We start from the raw sequence: 17260 nt of genomic DNA, 5'->3' as shown, positions 1-17260 counted from the left end.
CCGTTTTTTATGGCTCGATCCGGAATCTACCCTGGAGCTCTCCATGACCACCCTGGCCCCCGCGCCGGACGTCGACGCACCCCGGCTCCCCACCCCGCCGACCCAGATGGGCCGCGTCCTCACCCTCGCCCTCGTCGTCGCGGCCGCCGTCGGCGTTCTCGTCCTCGCGTTCTCCTGGCCGGCGGTGACCGCCGCGCCGCGCGACGTCCCGATCGCCGCCATCGGCCCCGCTCCCGCCATCGACGCGCTGCGTGCCACGGCCGATGAGGCCCAGCCCGGCGCCCTCGAGCTGATCCCCGCGAGCGACCGGGAGGCCGCCGTGGCTGCGATCGAGGCCCGCGAGGTCTACGGCGCCGTGATCCTCGGAGAGCAGCCCGAGGTCCTCACCTCCTCGGCCGCGAGCGCGGCCACCCACCAGCTGCTCACCGGGATCGCTGCGCAGATCCAGGACCAGTTGACGGGAGCTGCATTCGCCGCGCTCCACGAGGCCGCAGCCTCGGGCGCGCCGGTCGCGGACGCGGCGCCGCCCTCGGTCACGGTGACCGACGTCGTCCCCCTCTCTGCCGACGACCCACGTGGCACCGGGCTCACGGCGGCCATGTTCCCGCTCGTGCTCGGCGGCCTGGCCGGGGGCATCGCGATCTCGCTCGGTGTCGTGGGCCCGCTGCGCCGCGTAGTCGCGGTCGTCGCCTACGCCGGCGCGGGGGGCCTCCTGCTCACCGGCATCCTGCAGAGCTGGTTCGGCTCACTCCAGGGCGACTGGTGGCTCAACGCCGGCGTGATCGCCCTCGCGCTCGCGGCGATCGCGGCCCCGATCACCGGGTTCGTCGCGATCCTGGGTCGCGGGGGTGTCGCCCTTGGAGCCGTGCTCATGATGCTCGTCGCGAACCCGATCTCCGGCGTGGCCGTCCCGCCCGAGTTCCTCCCGTGGCACTGGGGCGCGATCGGCCAGTGGTTCCCGCCCGGCGCGAGCGGCACCCTGCTGCGTGACGTGTCGTACTTCCCGGCGGCGGACACCGGCGCGGCCTGGCTCGCGCTCGGTCTCTGGGCCGGAGTCGGCGCACTGCTCTCGTTTGCCGGACACGTCCGAACCGCGGCCGTCCCCGCGAACGGCGCGAGCGCCGTCGGGCACTAGTTCGAGCGGATGTCCCGACGGCGGACCCCGAGCAGGCCGGCAACGGTCAGCACCGCGCCGATCGCCGTGAGCACGAGCAGCGGCCCGGCGTCGGCAGCCTCGACCGGCACCGTGGGCGTGCGGTCCACCGGCGAGAGGCCGACGAGCACGTCGGGCAGGTTGAGCAGGGCGCCCACCCAGCCCACGAAGACGACCCACGCAACCAGCACCCAGGCCAGCCCCGCGAATGCCGGCGCCAGACCGAACAGCGCGAGCGCCAAGCCAGCCATCACCAGCACGGCGGGCAGGTACGCCAGCGCCGCCCCGACGAGCCGCGCCGTGGCGTCGGCGGATCCGGTCGCGGCCTGCACGCCAAGGCCAAGACCGACCCCGGACAGCACCAGCATCACGACGGCCGCCACCATGACGACGCCGAACCAGCTCGCGACCCAGCCGAACCGGGAGGCGCCGGTGGCCAACACGGCCTCGCCGCGCCCGGCCTCCTCCTCCGTCTTCAGCCGCAGCACCGCCCCGACGGCGAACGCCCCGACCCCGAAGACGAGGTAGGACAGCATCGCGGCCGCGAACGCGTCGATCAGGTCGCCGCTGCCGATCCCGATCCAGGCACCGAGGTCCGGGACCTCTGCGAGCATGTCCTCGAGCGAGTTCGCGAGGCTGCCGAACGTGATCCCCATCAGCACCAGGCCGATCGCCCAACCGATGATCGTGCCGCGCAGCAGCCGCAGGGCGAGGCCGACTGGGCCGGGTCCGCTCAGGAGCCCTCGGCTCGCGGCCGCCCGGCCGCCGCGCTCCGGGCGCAGGCCGGCGCCGAGGTCACGGTGCCGCGCGAGCCGCACGGACACCGCGAGCAGGACTAGCGTCAGCGCGAGCGACAGCACCAGCGGCCACCAGCGCAGGTCCACGAAGAGCCGGGTCTGCTGGGCCCACGCGAGCGGCGAGAGCCAGGACAGCCAGGACCCCTGCGCGTCGATGACGTCGCCGACGCCGCGAGCCAGGAAGGCGGCCGCGAGGACGACCATCGCCATCCCGGTGGCGGCCCGGGCGTGCGCGGTCACCTGGGTCGTGACCGAGGCGACGGCGCCGAACACCAGTCCGGTGACCGCCGTCGCCAGTCCCATCGCGAGGCTGCTCGCCGCCGCCAGGCCGCTGCCGAGCAGCGCGAGCGCCGTCCCGGCCCCGATCGCGGCGTTCACCGCAGCGACATGCACGAGGGCCGCAGTCGCGGGCGCGTAGTGCCCGACGGGCAGAGCGCGCAGGAGTTCGGTCCGGCCCGACTCCTCCTCGGACCGGGTGTGCCGGACGGTGAGCAGGATGCTCATCACCGCGACCGCCACGAACAGGCTCAGACTCAGCTCGTTGGCGACCATCGCGCCGAGCGTGTAGTCCTCGAGGCCGAACGCGGGCCCGGTCATGATGACCGCGGACGGGTTCGTGAGCAGAGCCGCGCGAGCCTGGCGGGCCGCCTCGTCCGGATAGGCGACCTCGAGCGCGGGCACGGTGGCCGCGACGGTCCCGACGATCGCGACGAACCAGATGAGGACGCGGACCCGGTCCCGCCGCAGGGCCAGCCGCAGCAGATGCCCGGTGCCGGCCCACGGTTCGCGCACCGACGTCCCGCCCCGCCGCTGCCCGCGGGGCGCGCGGTGCGCGGCGTGGCGGTGGTCGGTCACGGTGGTCGCGGTCATGGCTCAGACCCCCGCTTCGCCGGTCTCGTCGCCGTAGTGACGCATGAACAGCTCTTCGAGCGACGGCGGTGCAACGGTCAGGTGCGACACGCCCGCCTCGGTCAACGCGACCAGCACGGCGCCGATCCGGGCGTCGTCGACGTCGAACCGCAGCCGTGAGTCCTCGGCCACGAGGTCGTGCACGCCGGGCAGACCGGCCAGGCGGGCGGGATCGGCTGCCGTCGACGCGGTCACCGACGAACGGGTCAGGTGACGCAGGTCGGCGAGCGTGCCGGTCTCGACCGCACGGCCGGACCGGATGATCGTGACCGTGTCACAGAGTTTCTCCACCTCGGCCAGGATGTGGCTGGACAGCAGCACGGTGCGCCCCGCCTCGCGCAGCGCGCGGACCTCGTCGGTGAACACGGCCTCCATCAGCGGGTCCAGCCCGGAGGTCGGCTCGTCGAACAGGTACAGCTCGGCGTCCGTGCACAGGGCGGCCACGAGCGCGACCTTCTGCCGGTTGCCCTTGGAGTACGTGCGTGCCTTCTTCGTGGGGTCCAGCTCGAACCGTTCGAGGAGGTCGCTGCGGCGGGCGTCCCGGCGCTTCGTGCCGCGGTGGATCCGGGTGAGCAGGTCGACGATCTCGCCTCCGGTCAGGTTCGGCCACAGGCTCACGTCGCCGGCCACGTAGGCGAGGCGGCGGTGCACGGCGACGGCGTCGCGGAAGGGGTCCATGCCGAGCACGGTCGCGGTGCCCGAGTCCGCGCGCAGCATGCCGAGCAGGACGCGGATCGTGGTCGACTTCCCGGCGCCGTTCGGGCCGAGGAAGCCGGCCACCTGCCCGGTCTCGACCGTCAGATCGAACCCGTCGAGCGCGCGGGTGGTGCCGAACGTCTTGACGAGGTTCTCGGTGCGGATCGCGGTCATCTCTGTTGCCTTTCTTCTTCCGGTTCGGTGGCTGGGGACTCGCCCGGCAGGCTGGCTGCGAACGCGTCCAGCAGGCTGCGGTCGACCAGCAGGCCCTCGGTGTAGAGCTCGAGGCTCGGCACCGTGACCTCCTCGGTGTAGGCCTGCAGGAGGTCCGCGAGCGCGTCCAGGTCGAGCCTGTCCCGGGCCGCCGGCATCCGGAGCAGCAGGGCGCCGAGGCTGGACTCGACGATGTACCGCGCCCTGGCCTTCGGCGCCAGGCTCGGCCGGATCGAACCGTCCGTGACCCCGGCCGCGAGGTAGTCCTCGGTGGCGGCGACCATGCGGTCCACGAACGCGGTCAGCACCGGCCCGCCGTGCTGCAGGAGCCGCAGCATGTAACCGACCATGGCACTGTGCTGACCGAGGCCGGACAGCCAGGCTGCGGCCGTGCTCGCGCCGCCGTCACGCAGCAGTTCGTCATCAGCGCGGAACATCTCGTCCAGCACGAACTGGTCGCACTCCTCGCGCAGCCCGTCCCGGGAGCCGAAGTGGTGCAGGATCAGGCCCGGGCTGACCCCGGCGTCGGCCGCGATGGTCCGCAACGGCGCGGCGAGTCCGTCGGTCGCGAAACGCCTGACGGCCGCGTCGCGGATGCGAGCGCGGGCGGTCAGGTCGTCTGCGGACCGGCCCGTGCCGGTCGTGGTTGAACGCACGTTCAGGATGCTACATGCGCATTCAGCCGACGTCCACAGTTCTGCTCCCGGCCGGGGTGCCGTTCCGCGGCTGATGGCCGCCGCCGGCCGCACAACCGCACCCTGACGGGCGTGACGGCACCGGCGGCGAAGCCCGCGGCGCGGATGGTCGCGAGCGTGTCGCGGTTCGCGTGGCACCCGTCGGGCGCCCGGCAGGTCCAGACCTCCTGCGCCGCGCGCACCAGGGTCCGGGCCGGGGCGGCCACGTGCTCCCAGAACACGAACCGACCACCGGGGACCAGCACCCGCCGGACCTCGCCGAGCGCCGCCGTCGGGTCGCCGACCGTGCAGAGCACCGTGGTGCTCACCACCGCCTCGACCGAGGCGTCGGCGCCCGAGCCAGCAGAGCGCTCCGGCTGCTGCCGTTCGGCTCGATGCCGTGCCACGTGACGTCCGGGCCGAAACCGGCCAGGTTGACGCCGTCCCCGGCGCCGATCTCCAACACGGTCCCGGTGAGGGGAGCCAGGAGAGCGGCGCGCGCTGGGGCGTCCATGCGTGCGGTCATCACCGGTCACCGCCAGCGGCGCGGCCGGCTCCGCGCACCGGCAGCAGCCCGATCAGCGCGGCGCCCACGCCCAGGTGCATGGCACCGAGGGCGAGGGCAGCCTCGAGCGAGGTCGCCTGCCCGACCGGGCCGAACAGGGAGACCACGGTGACCGCGACGGCGAGCAGGGCCCAGATCTTCGCGGCGCCGGTCGTCAGCCGCTCGAGCACGGCAAGCGAGCCCCACCCGGCCAGTCCGGCGACCACGCACGCGACGATGACGGAGCCGAGTCCGATCTGCGTGGTGCCCTCCGCCATGGTCACCGACAGGTCCGCGCCGAGGACGGGCACGGCGATCAGCCAGACGCCCACCCCGACGGCGACGGCGCCGCCGACCGCGAGGGTCCGGCGCAGACGGCGCGCCGGCGTCGACATCGTGGCCCTGGTCGAGGTGGTGGTGGCTGGGGTCGAGGTCGTGTTGGTCATCTCGAATCACTCCTTCGGTGACGTCGGTGCCGCACGGTGCGGCCGCCGGTTCCACCGTCGCGAGATCACGGCGCCGCCGGTACCGGCCGTGGGTCCACCCGGGCCCGGCCGTCGGGCGGGACCGGTACCGACCTTCGGCAGTATCCGCCGCGGGCCCCCGCTTCCTACGCTGAGGCCATGAGGACGCTCCAGGATGTCTGCGCCGTCGATGCGCGGCGTCCGCCGCCGCAGGCCACGGCCGTGATGATGCTCGCTCTGGCGGCGCTGGCCGGTCTGACCCTGGTGGGCCTGATCTCGAACGCGTCGTCGACGGCGTTCGTGGCCCTGGACGTCGGCGTCGCCGTGGCGTCGGTGCTGTGTGTGCCGGTGCTGGTGCGCCGGCCGGTGGCGGGCGCTGCCGCGCTCGCCCTGTTGGCGACGCTGTCCCCCGTCGCGACCACCGGGTCCACCATGGGCACCTACTACGTGGCCCGGAACGCCCCGCTGCCGGACGCCGTCGGGATCGCCGTGATCGGGTTCGGCGCCAACCTGGTGCAGTTCCTGTGGCGGCCGATGCCCGGCATCGACACCTTCTGGTTCGTGCTGCTCGACGCGGCCGCGCACGCGGCCCTGCTCGGTGTCGGCGCCCTGTTGCGCTCCCGCGAGGAGCTGATCAGATCCCTGCTGGAGCGGGCTGCCCTCGCCGAGGCGGACCGGGACCGGCACGCGGACGAGGCCCGGCTCGCCGAGCGGTCCCGGATCGCCCGCGAGATGCACGACGTGCTGGCCCACCGGTTGTCGCTGCTGGCCACGTACGCCGGTGCGCTGGAGTACCGGCCGGACGCACCGCCCGAGCAGGTCGCCCGGGCCGCCGGGGTGCTGCGCACCGGAACCCACGAGGCCCTCGAGGACCTCCGCGAGGTGATCGGTGTGCTCCGGCTGCCCGACGGCGACGGACCGGACCGGCCCCGTCCGCAGCCCGACGTGCCCGAGATCGCCTCGCTGATCGCCACGGCCCGCGCCTCGGGCATGGACATCGACTACTCCGCCGGCTACGCGGACCCGACGAGCCTGCCCGGTGCGAGTGCACGGACCGGCTACCGGATCGTGCAGGAGGCCCTGACGAACGCCCGCAAACACGCACCGGGCGCACCGGTCCGGGTGCGCGTCGACGGCGAGCCGGGCGTGGGCCTGAACATCGAGGTCAGCAACGACGCCCCGGCCCGGCCCGCCGATGCGACGCTCGTGGGCTCCTCGGCCGGCCTCATCGGCCTGGCCGAGCGGGTGGACCTCGCGCACGGCCGGCTCACGCACGGACCGCACGCGCGGGGTTTCCGGGTCACCGCGTGGCTACCATGGCCACGGTGACCCGCAGCGCTGAGGCAGGAACGCAAGGATCGGAGCCGGAGCGCACGCTCCGGGTCCTGCTGGTCGACGACGACGCACTCGTCCGGGCCGGGCTGACCATGATGCTCGACGGCACGAGCGCCGCCGGGACCACGGTGCGGGTGGTCGGCGAGGCGGGCGACGGCGATGAGGTCCCCGATGCCCTCGCCGCGCATCCCTGCGACGTGGTGCTGATGGACCTGCGGATGCCGCGGGTGGACGGGATCACCGCGACCGAGCGGCTGCGCTCGGCCCCCGGCGCACCGGAGGTCGTGGTGCTGACCACGTTCCACACCGACGCCGAGATCGTCGGGGCACTGCGGGCCGGCGCGAGCGGGTACTTGCTCAAGGACACGCCGCCCACCGACATCGTCACCGCGCTGGCCAGGGTGGCCAACGGCGACGCGGTGCTCTCGCCCGAGGTCACCCGGCATCTCATCGCCCGCACGGTCGGCGAGGTCGGCCCCCGCGAGGCCGCCCGAAAGCGCTTGGACCGGCTCAGCGAGCGGGAGGCGGAAGTGGCCCGCGAGATCGCTCGCGGTGCCACGAACGCGGAGATCGCGAGCGCGCTGTTCCTGTCCGTGGCCACCGTGAAGGCGTACGTCTCGACGGTCCTGACCAAGCTCGGGGTGGGCAACCGCACCCAGATCGCACTGCTCGTGCACGACGGCGGGTGGCTGGAGGCGTAGCGGTCTGGCAGGTTGGGTGCATGGACCGCTGGGAGACCTTCCACTCGGGCAGTGCGAGTTCGCCAGGGGCGCCCGACGGCGCCCTGCACCGCCTCTTCGACGACCTGGTCCTGCGGACCCGGGTCGCGTACCCGCTCGACGGCGACACCTATTACCGCGCCGAGTCTGTGATCCGGTTCGCCCACGGGGCGCGCACGTGGGAGTGGGCGACGTTCCGGTCCGAGCCGGACGGGCAACGCTCGAACGTGGACCGGTTGGGCTCGGGTCTGGACGCGGACACGATGCCGAGCTACGGAGAGTTCGTGCTGCTCGCGGACCTCATCACATCCGGCGAGCCGGCCGTGCGATACATCCGCCTCGATGACTCCGACCCGGTCGACGGCGCCGACCGGGCCACGCTCGAGCGGCAAGCCACCGAGACCGTCACCCCACCCGGCGGTAGTCCGCTCGAGGCGAGGCGCTACGGCGTGGTGGTCGATCGCGAGCAGATCGGCACGCACTGGGTGGTCGACGGGCGGATCGAGCTGAGCGACTGGAACGGCGCCACCTCGGTACACGTCGGCTCCGCGGCGAAGGCCCTGGCGGCTCTGCCGGACGCCGTGGTCACGTTCCTGCGTAACGGCTTCGACGGGTGAGCCTGACTCGGCCATGCCCGTGCGGTAGCGGCGCGACCTACGACGCCTGTTGCGGCCCACTGCACCGGCAGGAGCGGTACGCGAGCACCGCGGCGGAACTGATGCGATCCCGGTACTGCGGCTACGCCGTCGGGGCGTTGGACCACGTGTTCCGGACCTGGCACCCGCGCACCCGGCCCGACGAGATCGAAGCCACGCCGGGGCTCACGTGGCTCGGCCTGACGATCGTGGCCACCGACGCCGGCGGTCCGGACGACACCGAGGGGGTCGTCGAGTTCCGGGCCAGGTACTCCACCGCCGCCGGCCCAGGCGAGCTGCACGAGCGGAGCTCCTTCACGCGGCGGGCCGGCCGCTGGGTCTACGTCGACGGTGACATCGACCGGTAGCCCGGTCGTCCCGGCGAGGCAGTGCGCGCCCCGCCCCTTCGAACTCAGTCCCAGCCGGGGCTGACCAGGCCGGACTCGTAAGCGAGCACCACGAGCTGAGCCCGGTCGCGCGCGTCCAGCTTGCTCAGCAACCGGCTCGCGTACGTGCGGGCCGTGGCCGGGCTGAGGAACAGTTCCGCCGCCACCTCCTGGTTGGAGCGCCCACGGCCGATCAGCGTGAGCACCTCCCGTTCCCGCTCGGTGAGGGAGTCGAGCACGCCGGGAGCGGTCCGCTGCACCGGGGCGTCCGCGACCTGGCGCATCAGCGTTCGCGTGACCGCCGGGGAGAGCGTCGCCTCCCCCGCGGCGACCCTCCGGATCGCGGACCGCAGCTCCGACGGCGCAACGTCCTTGAGCAGGTAGCCGCTCGCCCCCGCGCGAATCGCCTCGAGGATGTCGGAGTCCTCGTCGAACGTGGTCAGCACGAGCACGCGGACGTCGGCCAGGTCCGGGTCGGCGCCGATGGCGGCGGTCGCCTCGATCCCGTCCATCACCGGCATCCGCAGGTCCATGAGGACAACGTCGGGGTGGGTGCGCCGGGCCTGCTCGAGCGCCTCACGCCCGTTGCCGGCCTGGGCGACGACCTCGATGTCACCCTCGTGGGTGGCGAGCGCGAGCAGACCCGCGCGGACCAGGGTGGAGTCGTCGGCCATGAGGATGCGGATCGGGGCGGCGGGATCCGGAGTGGGCATCGTCATCGGACCAGCCTCGCAGGAAGCAACGCCCGCACGGCGAACCCACCGCCGTCGCGCGGGCCGGCGGTCAGGGTGCCGCCGAGCAGGGTGGCCCGCTCGGCCATGCCCGCGATGCCGTGCCCACCCCCACCCTCGGCCCCCTGCGCGGGAACGGGACCAACGCCGTCGTCGATCACGTCGAGGTGCAGGGTGCCGTCGGTGACCCGAGCGGCGATCTCGACCCGCTGCGCGTCCGCGTGCCGGAGCACGTTCGTCAGGGACTCCTGGACGATCCGGTACGCGGCCGCGTCGATCGCACCCGAGAGGGCGCCGTTCGAGACGTCGACGGTGGTCTCGACCGTCAGTCCGGCCTCCCGTGCGGGCTCGGTGAGCCGGGCCAACCCAGCCAGGCCCGGGGCGACCGTGCCGGGGTCGCGAAGCAGCCGGACGGTGGCCCGCAGCTCCCCCATGGTCTGTGCCGTGGTCGCCCGGATCTGGGCGACGGCCCGGTGCGCGGCCGCGTCGTCGTGGCCGATCGCCTCGTCCGCGACGTTCGCGTGCACGGCGACCACGGACAGGGTGTGGCCCACGACGTCATGGATGTCCCGGGCGATCTGCACCCGTTCGGTCTGCAGCCGCTGATCGGTGCGGTGCTGCTGCTCGGCGCTGGTGAGCGCCGCGATCCGCGCGGCCTGGACCCGGGCTTGGCGCCGCGCCCGCACGCTCACTCCGAGCGCGATCGCGGCCGCGACAAGCGCGACGTTGGTGAGGAGCTCGTACCCGAGCAGATACGCCGTCGGCTGGCCCTCGGCGATCCGGAAGTAGGCGGCCACGCCGGTGAGCAGGGCACTCAGCACGACCGCCCACCAGGTGTGGCCCTGTTCGGCGGCGGAGTACAGCGCGGCGGAGGCCGGCAGCGCGATCCCGATCGGCGGGAAGCCGAGCGCGTAGTAGACGAAGATGCCGACGACGGTGAGCACCAGGACGAGCCGAGGGTAGCGCCGTCGTCCCGCCATCAGCAGGCCGAAGCCGACGGCGAACAGGTACGCGGCAACCGGGGCGGGGGCCGGGTCGATCCGGCCCGGATCGGCCAGGATCACCAGCGCGACGCCCATCGCGATGCCGACGCCGAGGAGCACGTCGAGGACCCGGGGGTCCACGTCGCCGGGTCTCGTGCCGGTTCGCATGGACCCACCCTAGGAAGAACCACCCCTGGGGGACATCCCGCATCGGTCGCGGATCGGTGTCGCCTGGAGGCGATACCCACGGCCAACAACCTGCGACGGCCGCACGCGCCCGCGGGCCGATGTGCGCAGGGCCGTGGGTTCCTAGCGTCGAAGACATGAATACACAGCCCGAACGACACACCCCCGGCACCACTCCGCCGGCGCCGTACCAGGCGCCGGTTGCGGACGCCGCGCCCACGAACCCAGGCTGGGCCGACGCCCCGCGGCCCGGCACGCAGGCGAACTCCGGCCGGCCCGGCACTCCGCAGCCCGGATCCCAGACGCCGACCAGGGCGCCACTGTCCTGGGCGCTCATCATCGGACTCGGCGCCCTGACCCTGCTCTGGCCGCTGACCGCGGCCACCCCGATCGCCGACCAGTTCGGCGGGCCGGAACGTGCCATCGCGGTGCGCTCGGTCATCGCAATCGCCTGGATCCTCGTGGTCCTGCTCGCCCGGGCCGCACGACCACTGGCAACACTGACTCTCGCCGGCCTTGCCGCCGGCGTGATCACGCTGGGCGTCGACGTCCTGCTCGCGCCCGCCGGGCTGGGCAGCGGCCTGACCGCCCTCCCGTTCGCGGCGATCCCGATCCTCGCGACACAAACCCTGTTCGGCGCCGTGACCGGCCTGATCGCCCTCGGCCTGCAGAAACTGCAGCGATGACCGGGGCGACCACGCCGGACCGACCGAGGCTGCGCCGTCGGGCGGCAGAAACCTCCGCACCGTCCGAGGCGAGCGCTCCCGACCGACCCACGCTGCGCCGTCGGACCCTGCTGCTCCTTGCCACCGGGGCACCGGCGGTCGTCGCGGCCGGCAGTCTGGCCGCCTGCGGGGCGAGCGTCAGCACCGTCACCGAGCCGTCCTCGTTCGACCGGCCGCTGACCATCCCGCCACTGGCCGAGTCCACCGTGGCCGCGGACGGCACCCGCGTGTTCACCCTGGAGGCGCGGGAGGGGACCTCTCGGTTCCTCGACGACGCGGCCACCGCCACCTGGGGCTTCAGCGGCGACTTCCTCGGCCCCACGCTGCGGGCCGAGCGCGGCGAGCGGGTCGCCGTCGAGGTCACGAACTCCCTGGCCGAGACCACGAGCGTGCACTGGCACGGCATGCACCTGCCGGCCGCGATGGACGGCGGGCCGCACCAGAGCGTCGAGCCCGGCCAGACCTGGCGCGCGGAGTGGACGATCAACCAGCCGGGCGCCACGCTCTGGTACCACCCGCACCCGCACGGGCGCACCGAGCAGCACGTCTACAAGGGGCTGGCCGGCCTGTTCCTGCTCGACGACGGCGAGACCGAAGCGGCCGGGCTCCCGAGCGAGTACGGGGTGGACGACATCCCGGTGATCGTCCAGGACAAGACCTTCGACGACGGCGAACTCACCATCGATGACGGCGGCAACGAGGTGGGGCTGCTCGGGTCGACGATCATGGTGAACGGGACGATCGGGGCGGTCCTGGACGTCACCACCGAGGTCGTGCGGCTGCGGATCCTGAACGGCTCGACGGCGCGGACGTACTCGTTCGGCTTCGACGACCGGTCGTTCACACTCGTCGCCACCGACGGCGGACTGCTACGGGCGCCCGTGGAGCTCGACCGGATCCGCCTCTCACCCGCCGAGCGCGCCGAGATCCTGGTCCGGATGGAGCCGGGCACCGAGACGATGCTGCACTCCTTCAAACCGGAACTCGGGCGGGTGGTGGTGCCGTTCGCCGTCGGCGGGAACGACGAGTTCGACGTGCTGCGGCTCCGGGCGGCCGATTCGCTCGCCCCGTCCGCCGAGCCGGCGGCGGCGTTCACGGAGTTCGGGCTGGATGCGGCGACGGCGGCCACGACCCGATCCTTCGAACTGCAGGACCGGGAGATCAACGGGCAGCTGATGGACATGGGGCGGATCGACGAGTCCGTGTACGTGGATACGACCGAGATCTGGGAGGTCCGCAACCAGGACCTGTCCCCGCACAACTTCCACGTGCACGACGTGCAGTTCGAGATCGTGGACATCGACGGCGACGCCCCGCCGCCGGAGCTGTCCGGGCGCAAGGACACGATCTATACCGAGCCGCAGCGGACGTACCGGCTGGTGATGCGGTTCGAGGAGTACACCGATCCTGCGATGCCGTACATGTACCACTGCCATTTGCTCCGGCACGAGGACGAGGGCCTGATGGGGCAGTTCGTGGTGCTGGCACCGGGCGAGGTGGCGCTGCCGCCGGCTGGGACGTCCTCCAGTAGCGGATCGGGCGGGCACGAGCACTGACGGGCACCATCGGAGCGGTCCCGGCGGGTTGCCGTGACCTGGCGCTTGGCTGCCGATCGACTCGACCACAAGCGGGTACCCGACCCCTATGACATCGTCCGATCGCGATGGTCGGGTCTGTGGATGGTGGGTCATTCGGCCCTGGTCCGAGCGGCGGAATGCCATCGATCTGGGGCCTGGTGCCTCGTTGTCCACAATGGGTTGACACCCTCCTTGCCTCGTGGGTCAGCTCCCGTAGCGTGGTTCTCATCGGAACATACGTACGAGGATCGGGGGTGAGGACGATGGACTGGACCACAGGTCACACGCCGGGCGAGGGCACACCCGAGCAGGGCACCGGTCCGGTCGACCTCGCCTCGGACCCACGGCGCGAAACGGGCCTGGCCGCGTTGTTGAGCGGGTCGCTGGACGACCGGCTCTTCGTCCTCGACTGCGTCACCGCGGCGTTGGCTGCCACCGATCCGTTCGAGGAGCAGCACGAGCACACCGGGCGGGCGTTGGGTGCGGCGAGTGTGCGGGCCCACCGTGATATCGAGATCCTGACCGGGCGGCGGTTGGACTGGCTCGCGGCCGAGCGGGCCGAGGGCATGTGGGACCTGTCCGGCAAGGTCCGCACCTACCCCCAGCACGTCGCCCGCACGCACAAGATGTCCTTCGCCCGGGCCTCACGCGAGGTCCGCCTGGCCGACCGGCTCGCCAACGACCTGCCCGAGGTCCGTCAAGCCCTGCGCACCGGGCAGCTCGGAGTGGAGCAGGCCGCTCTGATCGCGACCGTCGCCGCGTCGAGCGCGGCCCGCCGGGCCGCGCTACGGCTCCCCGCCCGCGGGATGAACACCACCACCCAGACCCAACCCCCGACCGGCGAGACCACACCGACCAACGACCCCACGCAGACCGGCGACAATGCCCAGACCGGCGATGCGGCGCAGGCCAGCAACACGGCGCAGACCGGCGACGCACCGGCGACGGGCGAAGGGCCGGAGACCGGCGAGGCCGCGCAGGCGGGCGACGGGCTGGACACGGGCGAGGCCGCCAAGACGGACGCGACGGACGATACGGCCAAGGCTGTGAGCGTGGGTCCGTTCGATGATGATGCGACGGCGGAGTCGGTGATCCTCACACTCGCGGGTGCTGGATCGTTCGAGGACCTGCGCGTGGTCTGCAAGTACTTCGCCGCCCTCGCCGACGCCGAGTCCGACGAACGCGGCTACCGGGAAGCCTGCGAACGCGAGTTCTTCGACCTCGCCGCCACCACCGGCGGCTTCCACCTGTCCGGATTCATCACCGACGAACACGGCCAACTCGTCAAGGAAGCCCTCACCGCCCTGACCCCGGTCCCAGCTGCCGGTGATACCCGCACCACGAGCCAGCGCCGTGCCCAGGCCCTCGCCGACGCAGCCCAACTCATCCTCAACCAAGGACTCGCCGGCACCGGCCAGACCGTACGACCCCACATGGGCGTCCTGATCAGCGCACCCGAACTCGAACACATCATCGCCACCAGCGCCCACCACGGCTGGGCAGGCGGTGACGCCACGTCCGTGCCCGCCTCCGACATCCCCGACTGGGCCCGCGCAGCCGACGCCGATGCCTGCGACGCGCGGCCCGTGTTCGGCCGAGACCTCCCACCTTTGCGGCCCGGTACCGGTGGTCTGACCAACCTCAAAGCCCTCGAGAACGTGGACTGGCAGGCGATCCTGTCCCAACCGCCAGCGACCTGGGCCGACGGCACCGGGCCCGTTCCACCCTCCGTACTGCGCAGGATCGCTTGCGGTGGCGAGATCTACCGGGTCATCTTCGGACCCGACTCTGCCGTGATCAATACCGGCAGGGCCCACCGCCGCTTCACCTCCGCCCAGCGCCGCGCGATGATCGCACGGGACCGCCATTGCACCTATCCCGGCTGCAAGGCCCCTCCGGCCATGTGCGAGGGCCACCATTCCAACGTCCACTGGGCCGCCGGTGGGAACACCGACCTGCCCAACGCCGCGCTGCTGTGCTTCTACCACCACCGCTTCGTGGACACCCACCAGATCGCCATGATCTGGCAGGGAAACGAGTGGACGTTCTACACCTCCGACGGAGAGCGCATCGGCCCCGGGCCATGAGGCGCCGGCACGCCCGCCGGTGTGCCCGCTCCGTGTCTGACCCGCCGGCACCGGGGAGCCATCGCGCTCCCGATCGGTGGAGACCGTTCCCCGGGCTGGTCGACAGCCGCGGTCGGCAGGGCGCCGGGTCATGCCATCGGATCGCGCAGGTACCCCGCCCGGAGCTGACACCGCGGCGGACCTAGACGGTCGTTGCCACGCCCGCCAGCGCCGCGAGAGCCATGATGCGCAGCAGGGCTTCCATGTCGGCCCGGGCCAGCCTGGCACTGTGCGGCGTTGAGTTGATCAGCCCGAACACGGCGTGCGCCCCCGACCTCGCCGTGGGCGCCTCGACCTCCGGGTACAGCTCGAGGATCAGCCGGACCCAGATCTCGACGTACTCCCTCTGCAACCGGCGGACCTCGTCGCGGTCCGCCTCGGCCAGGCTGTCGAGGTCCCGGTACTGGATGGTGATCAGCGGGAGGTGATCCAGAGCGAACTCGATGTGCCAATCGACCAGGGCAGCGAGCGCGGCGGTAGGGTCCTCGGCTGCCTCGGAGCGCCGTCTGCCCTCGGACAGCAGGGTGGCGCTGATCGAGACCAGCATCTCGCTGAGGAGGGCACCCTTGCTCCGGAAGTGCCGGTACAGGGCGGGCCCGGAGATTCCGACTGCTGCGCCGATGTCGTAGATGGAGACACCTCGGAAGCCGTGTCGGGCGAAGAGGTCCGCGGCCGCGGCGAGGATCTCCTCGCGTCGGGACCCGGCAACCACGGCACCGGACCCGGCGGCAGATTCCGCAGACTCGCTCATGCTCGGGAGTCTAGACGCGGAAGTTAGCGACTGCTAACGTCGACGTTATCGATTGCTAACTCGCGACAGGAGTGCCGTCATGGCGAAGGCCGATCCGGTCGCGACACTCTCGTCGCTCACCGCCGAGTTGCGCGACCGCCTGGCCACGGTCCGAATGGGCGGCAGCGAGTCCTCCCGTGAGCGGCATCTCGCTCGGGGCAAGCTGCTGGTCCGCGACCGGATCGATCGACTCCTCGACCCGGGTTCCCCGTTCCTCGAACTCTCGCCCCTCGCTGCCTACGACCTGTACGACGGTGACGTCCCAGCCGCCGGGATCGTCACCGGCCTCGGCCAGGTGTCCGGGCGGACCTGCGTCATCGTGGCGAACGACGCGACCGTCAAGGGCGGCACCTACTACCCGGTGACCGTCAAGAAGCACTTGCGCGCCCAGGAGATCGCAGCGGCGAACCGACTGCCGTGCATCTACCTCGTCGACTCGGGCGGCGCCTACCTGCCACTCCAGGACGAGGTCTTTCCGGACCGGGACCACTTCGGCCGGATCTTCTTCAACCAGGCCAGCCTCTCCTCCCGTGGCATCCCCCAGATCGCTGCCGTGATGGGCTCGTGCACCGCAGGCGGTGCCTATGTGCCCGCGATGTCCGACGAGTCGGTGATCGTGCGGAACCAGGGCACGATCTTCCTGGCCGGCCCGCCGCTGGTGAAGGCGGCGACCGGCGAGGTCGTGACCGCCGAGGACCTCGGCGGCGGCGACGTGCACGCCCGGGTCTCCGGCGTCGTGGACCACCTCGCGAACGACGACGAGGACGCCGTCGCCATCCTGCGGCGGATCGTGACAACGTTCCAGCACCCGGCGGACCCGTCGATCCAGCAGATCGCCGTCGAGGAACCGGCGAAGGACCCGGCAGCCCTGCTCGACCTCGTCCCGACCGATCCCCGCATCTCCTATGACGTCCGTGAGGTCATCACCCGGATCGTCGACGGCTCCCGGTTCGCCGAGTTCAAGGAGCTCTACGGGCAGAGTCTGGTCTGCGGCTTCGCGCATGTGTGGGGATTCCCGGTCGGCATCGTGGCCAACAACGGGATCCTGTTCAGCGAGTCGGCACTGAAGGGCGCGCACTTCATCGAGCTGTGCAACCAGCGGGGCATCCCCCTCGTGTTCCTCCAGAACATCAGCGGCTTCATGGTCGGGCGCGAGTACGAACGCGGCGGCATCGCCAAGGATGGCGCGAAGCTGGTCACTGCCGTCGCCTGCTCCGTCGTACCGAAATTCACCGTGGTGATCGGGGGCTCCTTCGGGGCCGGCAACTACGGCATGGCCGGACGCGCCTTCGACCCTCGCTTCCTGTGGATGTGGCCGAACGCCCGCATCTCGGTGATGGGCGGCGAGCAGGCCGCGTCCGTGCTGGCCACCGTCCGACGTGACGGCATCGCAGCGCGCGGCGGCGAGTGGCCCGCCGAGCAGGAGGCCGAGTTCGTCGCCGGCATCCACGAGCAGTACGAGCGGCAGGGCTCGCCCTACTACTCGACGGCGCGCCTCTGGGACGACGGCATCATCGATCCGCTCGACACCCGGCGGGTCCTCGGGATGGGGCTGGCCGCGGCCTCGAATGCCCCGATCCCGGAGCCCGGCTACGGCATCTTCCGGATGTGAGGCAC

18 protein-coding genes are annotated in these 17260 nt (G+C 72.3%); 9 read left to right on the top strand and 9 right to left on the bottom strand.

Annotated elements, in window-relative coordinates:
• The first annotated feature begins 43 nt into the window (after positions 1 to 43).
• On the top strand, positions 44 to 1135 hold the full coding sequence (locus tag HALOF300_RS01795) for a hypothetical protein (RefSeq protein WP_156738937.1): 1092 nt from the start codon (positions 44 to 46) through the stop codon (positions 1133 to 1135).
• Here HALOF300_RS01795 and HALOF300_RS01790 read toward each other — a convergent pair.
• From HALOF300_RS01790 to HALOF300_RS01770, 6 genes are read right to left on the bottom strand one after another with little or no spacing between them, the layout of a single operon-like run.
• Positions 1132 to 2820 (bottom strand): ABC transporter permease, encoded by a 1689-nt coding sequence (locus HALOF300_RS01790; protein WP_231954956.1) that lies wholly within the window; start codon positions 2818 to 2820, stop codon positions 1132 to 1134. The two genes, HALOF300_RS01795 and HALOF300_RS01790, sit on opposite strands and share 4 nt — an antisense overlap.
• A gap of 3 nt (positions 2821 to 2823) precedes the next feature.
• Positions 2824 to 3729: an ABC transporter ATP-binding protein gene (locus HALOF300_RS01785; RefSeq protein ID WP_156738936.1), complete on the bottom strand. Its 906-nt coding sequence runs from the start codon at positions 3727 to 3729 to the stop codon at positions 2824 to 2826.
• Positions 3726 to 4424: a TetR/AcrR family transcriptional regulator gene (locus tag HALOF300_RS01780; protein ID WP_231954955.1), complete on the bottom strand. Its 699-nt coding sequence runs from the start codon at positions 4422 to 4424 to the stop codon at positions 3726 to 3728. The genes HALOF300_RS01785 and HALOF300_RS01780 overlap by 4 nt, the downstream gene beginning before the upstream one ends.
• A 2-nt stretch (positions 4425 to 4426) precedes the next feature.
• Positions 4427 to 4771 (bottom strand): class I SAM-dependent methyltransferase, encoded by a 345-nt coding sequence (locus HALOF300_RS27205; RefSeq protein ID WP_231954954.1) that lies wholly within the window; start codon positions 4769 to 4771, stop codon positions 4427 to 4429.
• Positions 4768 to 4968 carry a hypothetical protein gene (locus tag HALOF300_RS27200; RefSeq protein ID WP_231954953.1) on the bottom strand — a complete coding sequence of 67 codons (201 nt, stop codon included), beginning with the start codon at positions 4966 to 4968 and terminating at the stop codon, positions 4768 to 4770. Before HALOF300_RS27200 ends, HALOF300_RS27205 begins: the two co-directional genes overlap by 4 nt.
• Positions 4968 to 5432: a DUF6069 family protein gene (locus HALOF300_RS01770; RefSeq protein ID WP_156738934.1), complete on the bottom strand. Its 465-nt coding sequence runs from the start codon at positions 5430 to 5432 to the stop codon at positions 4968 to 4970. The genes HALOF300_RS27200 and HALOF300_RS01770 overlap by 1 nt, the downstream gene beginning before the upstream one ends.
• A 177-nt stretch (positions 5433 to 5609) precedes the next feature.
• Between HALOF300_RS01770 and HALOF300_RS01765 the strand changes: the two genes are divergently transcribed.
• Genes HALOF300_RS01765 through HALOF300_RS01750 form a run of 4 tightly spaced genes read left to right on the top strand, consistent with a single transcriptional unit; the run spans position 5610 to position 8507 of the window.
• Positions 5610 to 6779 (top strand): sensor histidine kinase, encoded by a 1170-nt coding sequence (locus HALOF300_RS01765; protein WP_156738933.1) that lies wholly within the window; start codon positions 5610 to 5612, stop codon positions 6777 to 6779.
• Positions 6767 to 7486, top strand: a complete 720-nt coding sequence (locus tag HALOF300_RS01760; protein ID WP_156738932.1) for a response regulator transcription factor — start codon at positions 6767 to 6769, stop codon at positions 7484 to 7486. The genes HALOF300_RS01765 and HALOF300_RS01760 overlap by 13 nt, the downstream gene beginning before the upstream one ends.
• 20 nt (positions 7487 to 7506) lie before the next feature.
• On the top strand, positions 7507 to 8121 hold the full coding sequence (locus HALOF300_RS01755) for a hypothetical protein (RefSeq protein WP_156738931.1): 615 nt from the start codon (positions 7507 to 7509) through the stop codon (positions 8119 to 8121).
• Positions 8118 to 8507, top strand: coding sequence for a YchJ family protein (locus HALOF300_RS01750; protein ID WP_156738930.1), 390 nt, complete (start codon positions 8118 to 8120; stop codon positions 8505 to 8507). Before HALOF300_RS01755 ends, HALOF300_RS01750 begins: the two co-directional genes overlap by 4 nt.
• A 44-nt stretch (positions 8508 to 8551) precedes the next feature.
• Here HALOF300_RS01750 and HALOF300_RS01745 read toward each other — a convergent pair whose 3' ends face one another.
• Positions 8552 to 9244, bottom strand: a complete 693-nt coding sequence (locus HALOF300_RS01745) for a response regulator (protein ID WP_197522225.1) — start codon at positions 9242 to 9244, stop codon at positions 8552 to 8554.
• Positions 9241 to 10407, bottom strand: coding sequence for a sensor histidine kinase (locus HALOF300_RS01740; RefSeq protein ID WP_156738929.1), 1167 nt, complete (start codon positions 10405 to 10407; stop codon positions 9241 to 9243). The genes HALOF300_RS01745 and HALOF300_RS01740 overlap by 4 nt, the downstream gene beginning before the upstream one ends.
• Before the next feature lie 155 nt (positions 10408 to 10562).
• On the opposite strand from HALOF300_RS01740, the gene HALOF300_RS01735 reads away from it, so the two are divergent.
• The 3 genes from HALOF300_RS01735 (at position 10563) to HALOF300_RS01725 (ending at position 14814) form a co-directional block, all read left to right on the top strand.
• Entirely contained in the window at positions 10563 to 11111 is a 549-nt protein-coding gene (locus HALOF300_RS01735) for a hypothetical protein (RefSeq protein WP_156738928.1), read from the top strand.
• On the top strand, positions 11108 to 12706 hold the full coding sequence (locus tag HALOF300_RS01730; protein ID WP_156738927.1) for a multicopper oxidase family protein: 1599 nt from the start codon (positions 11108 to 11110) through the stop codon (positions 12704 to 12706). Before HALOF300_RS01735 ends, HALOF300_RS01730 begins: the two co-directional genes overlap by 4 nt.
• Positions 12707 to 12990: 284 nt before the next feature.
• Positions 12991 to 14814 carry an HNH endonuclease signature motif containing protein gene (locus HALOF300_RS01725; RefSeq protein ID WP_197522224.1) on the top strand — a complete coding sequence of 608 codons (1824 nt, stop codon included), beginning with the start codon at positions 12991 to 12993 and terminating at the stop codon, positions 14812 to 14814.
• 181 nt (positions 14815 to 14995) lie between these two features.
• Here HALOF300_RS01725 and HALOF300_RS01720 read toward each other — a convergent pair whose 3' ends face one another.
• Positions 14996 to 15604 (bottom strand): SACE_7040 family transcriptional regulator, encoded by a 609-nt coding sequence (locus tag HALOF300_RS01720; protein ID WP_156738925.1) that lies wholly within the window; start codon positions 15602 to 15604, stop codon positions 14996 to 14998.
• Positions 15605 to 15683: 79 nt separating this feature from the next.
• On the opposite strand from HALOF300_RS01720, the gene HALOF300_RS01715 reads away from it, so the two are divergent.
• A complete protein-coding gene (locus HALOF300_RS01715; RefSeq protein ID WP_156738924.1) occupies positions 15684 to 17255 on the top strand; it encodes a carboxyl transferase domain-containing protein in 1572 nt (523 codons plus the stop codon).
• The last annotated feature ends 5 nt before the right edge of the window (positions 17256 to 17260 follow it).

The organism is Occultella aeris, assembly GCF_902703175.1.
In the GTDB taxonomy this organism is placed as follows: domain Bacteria; phylum Actinomycetota; class Actinomycetes; order Actinomycetales; family Beutenbergiaceae; genus Occultella; species Occultella aeris.
This window is presented reverse-complemented; position numbering and strand designations above follow the sequence as displayed.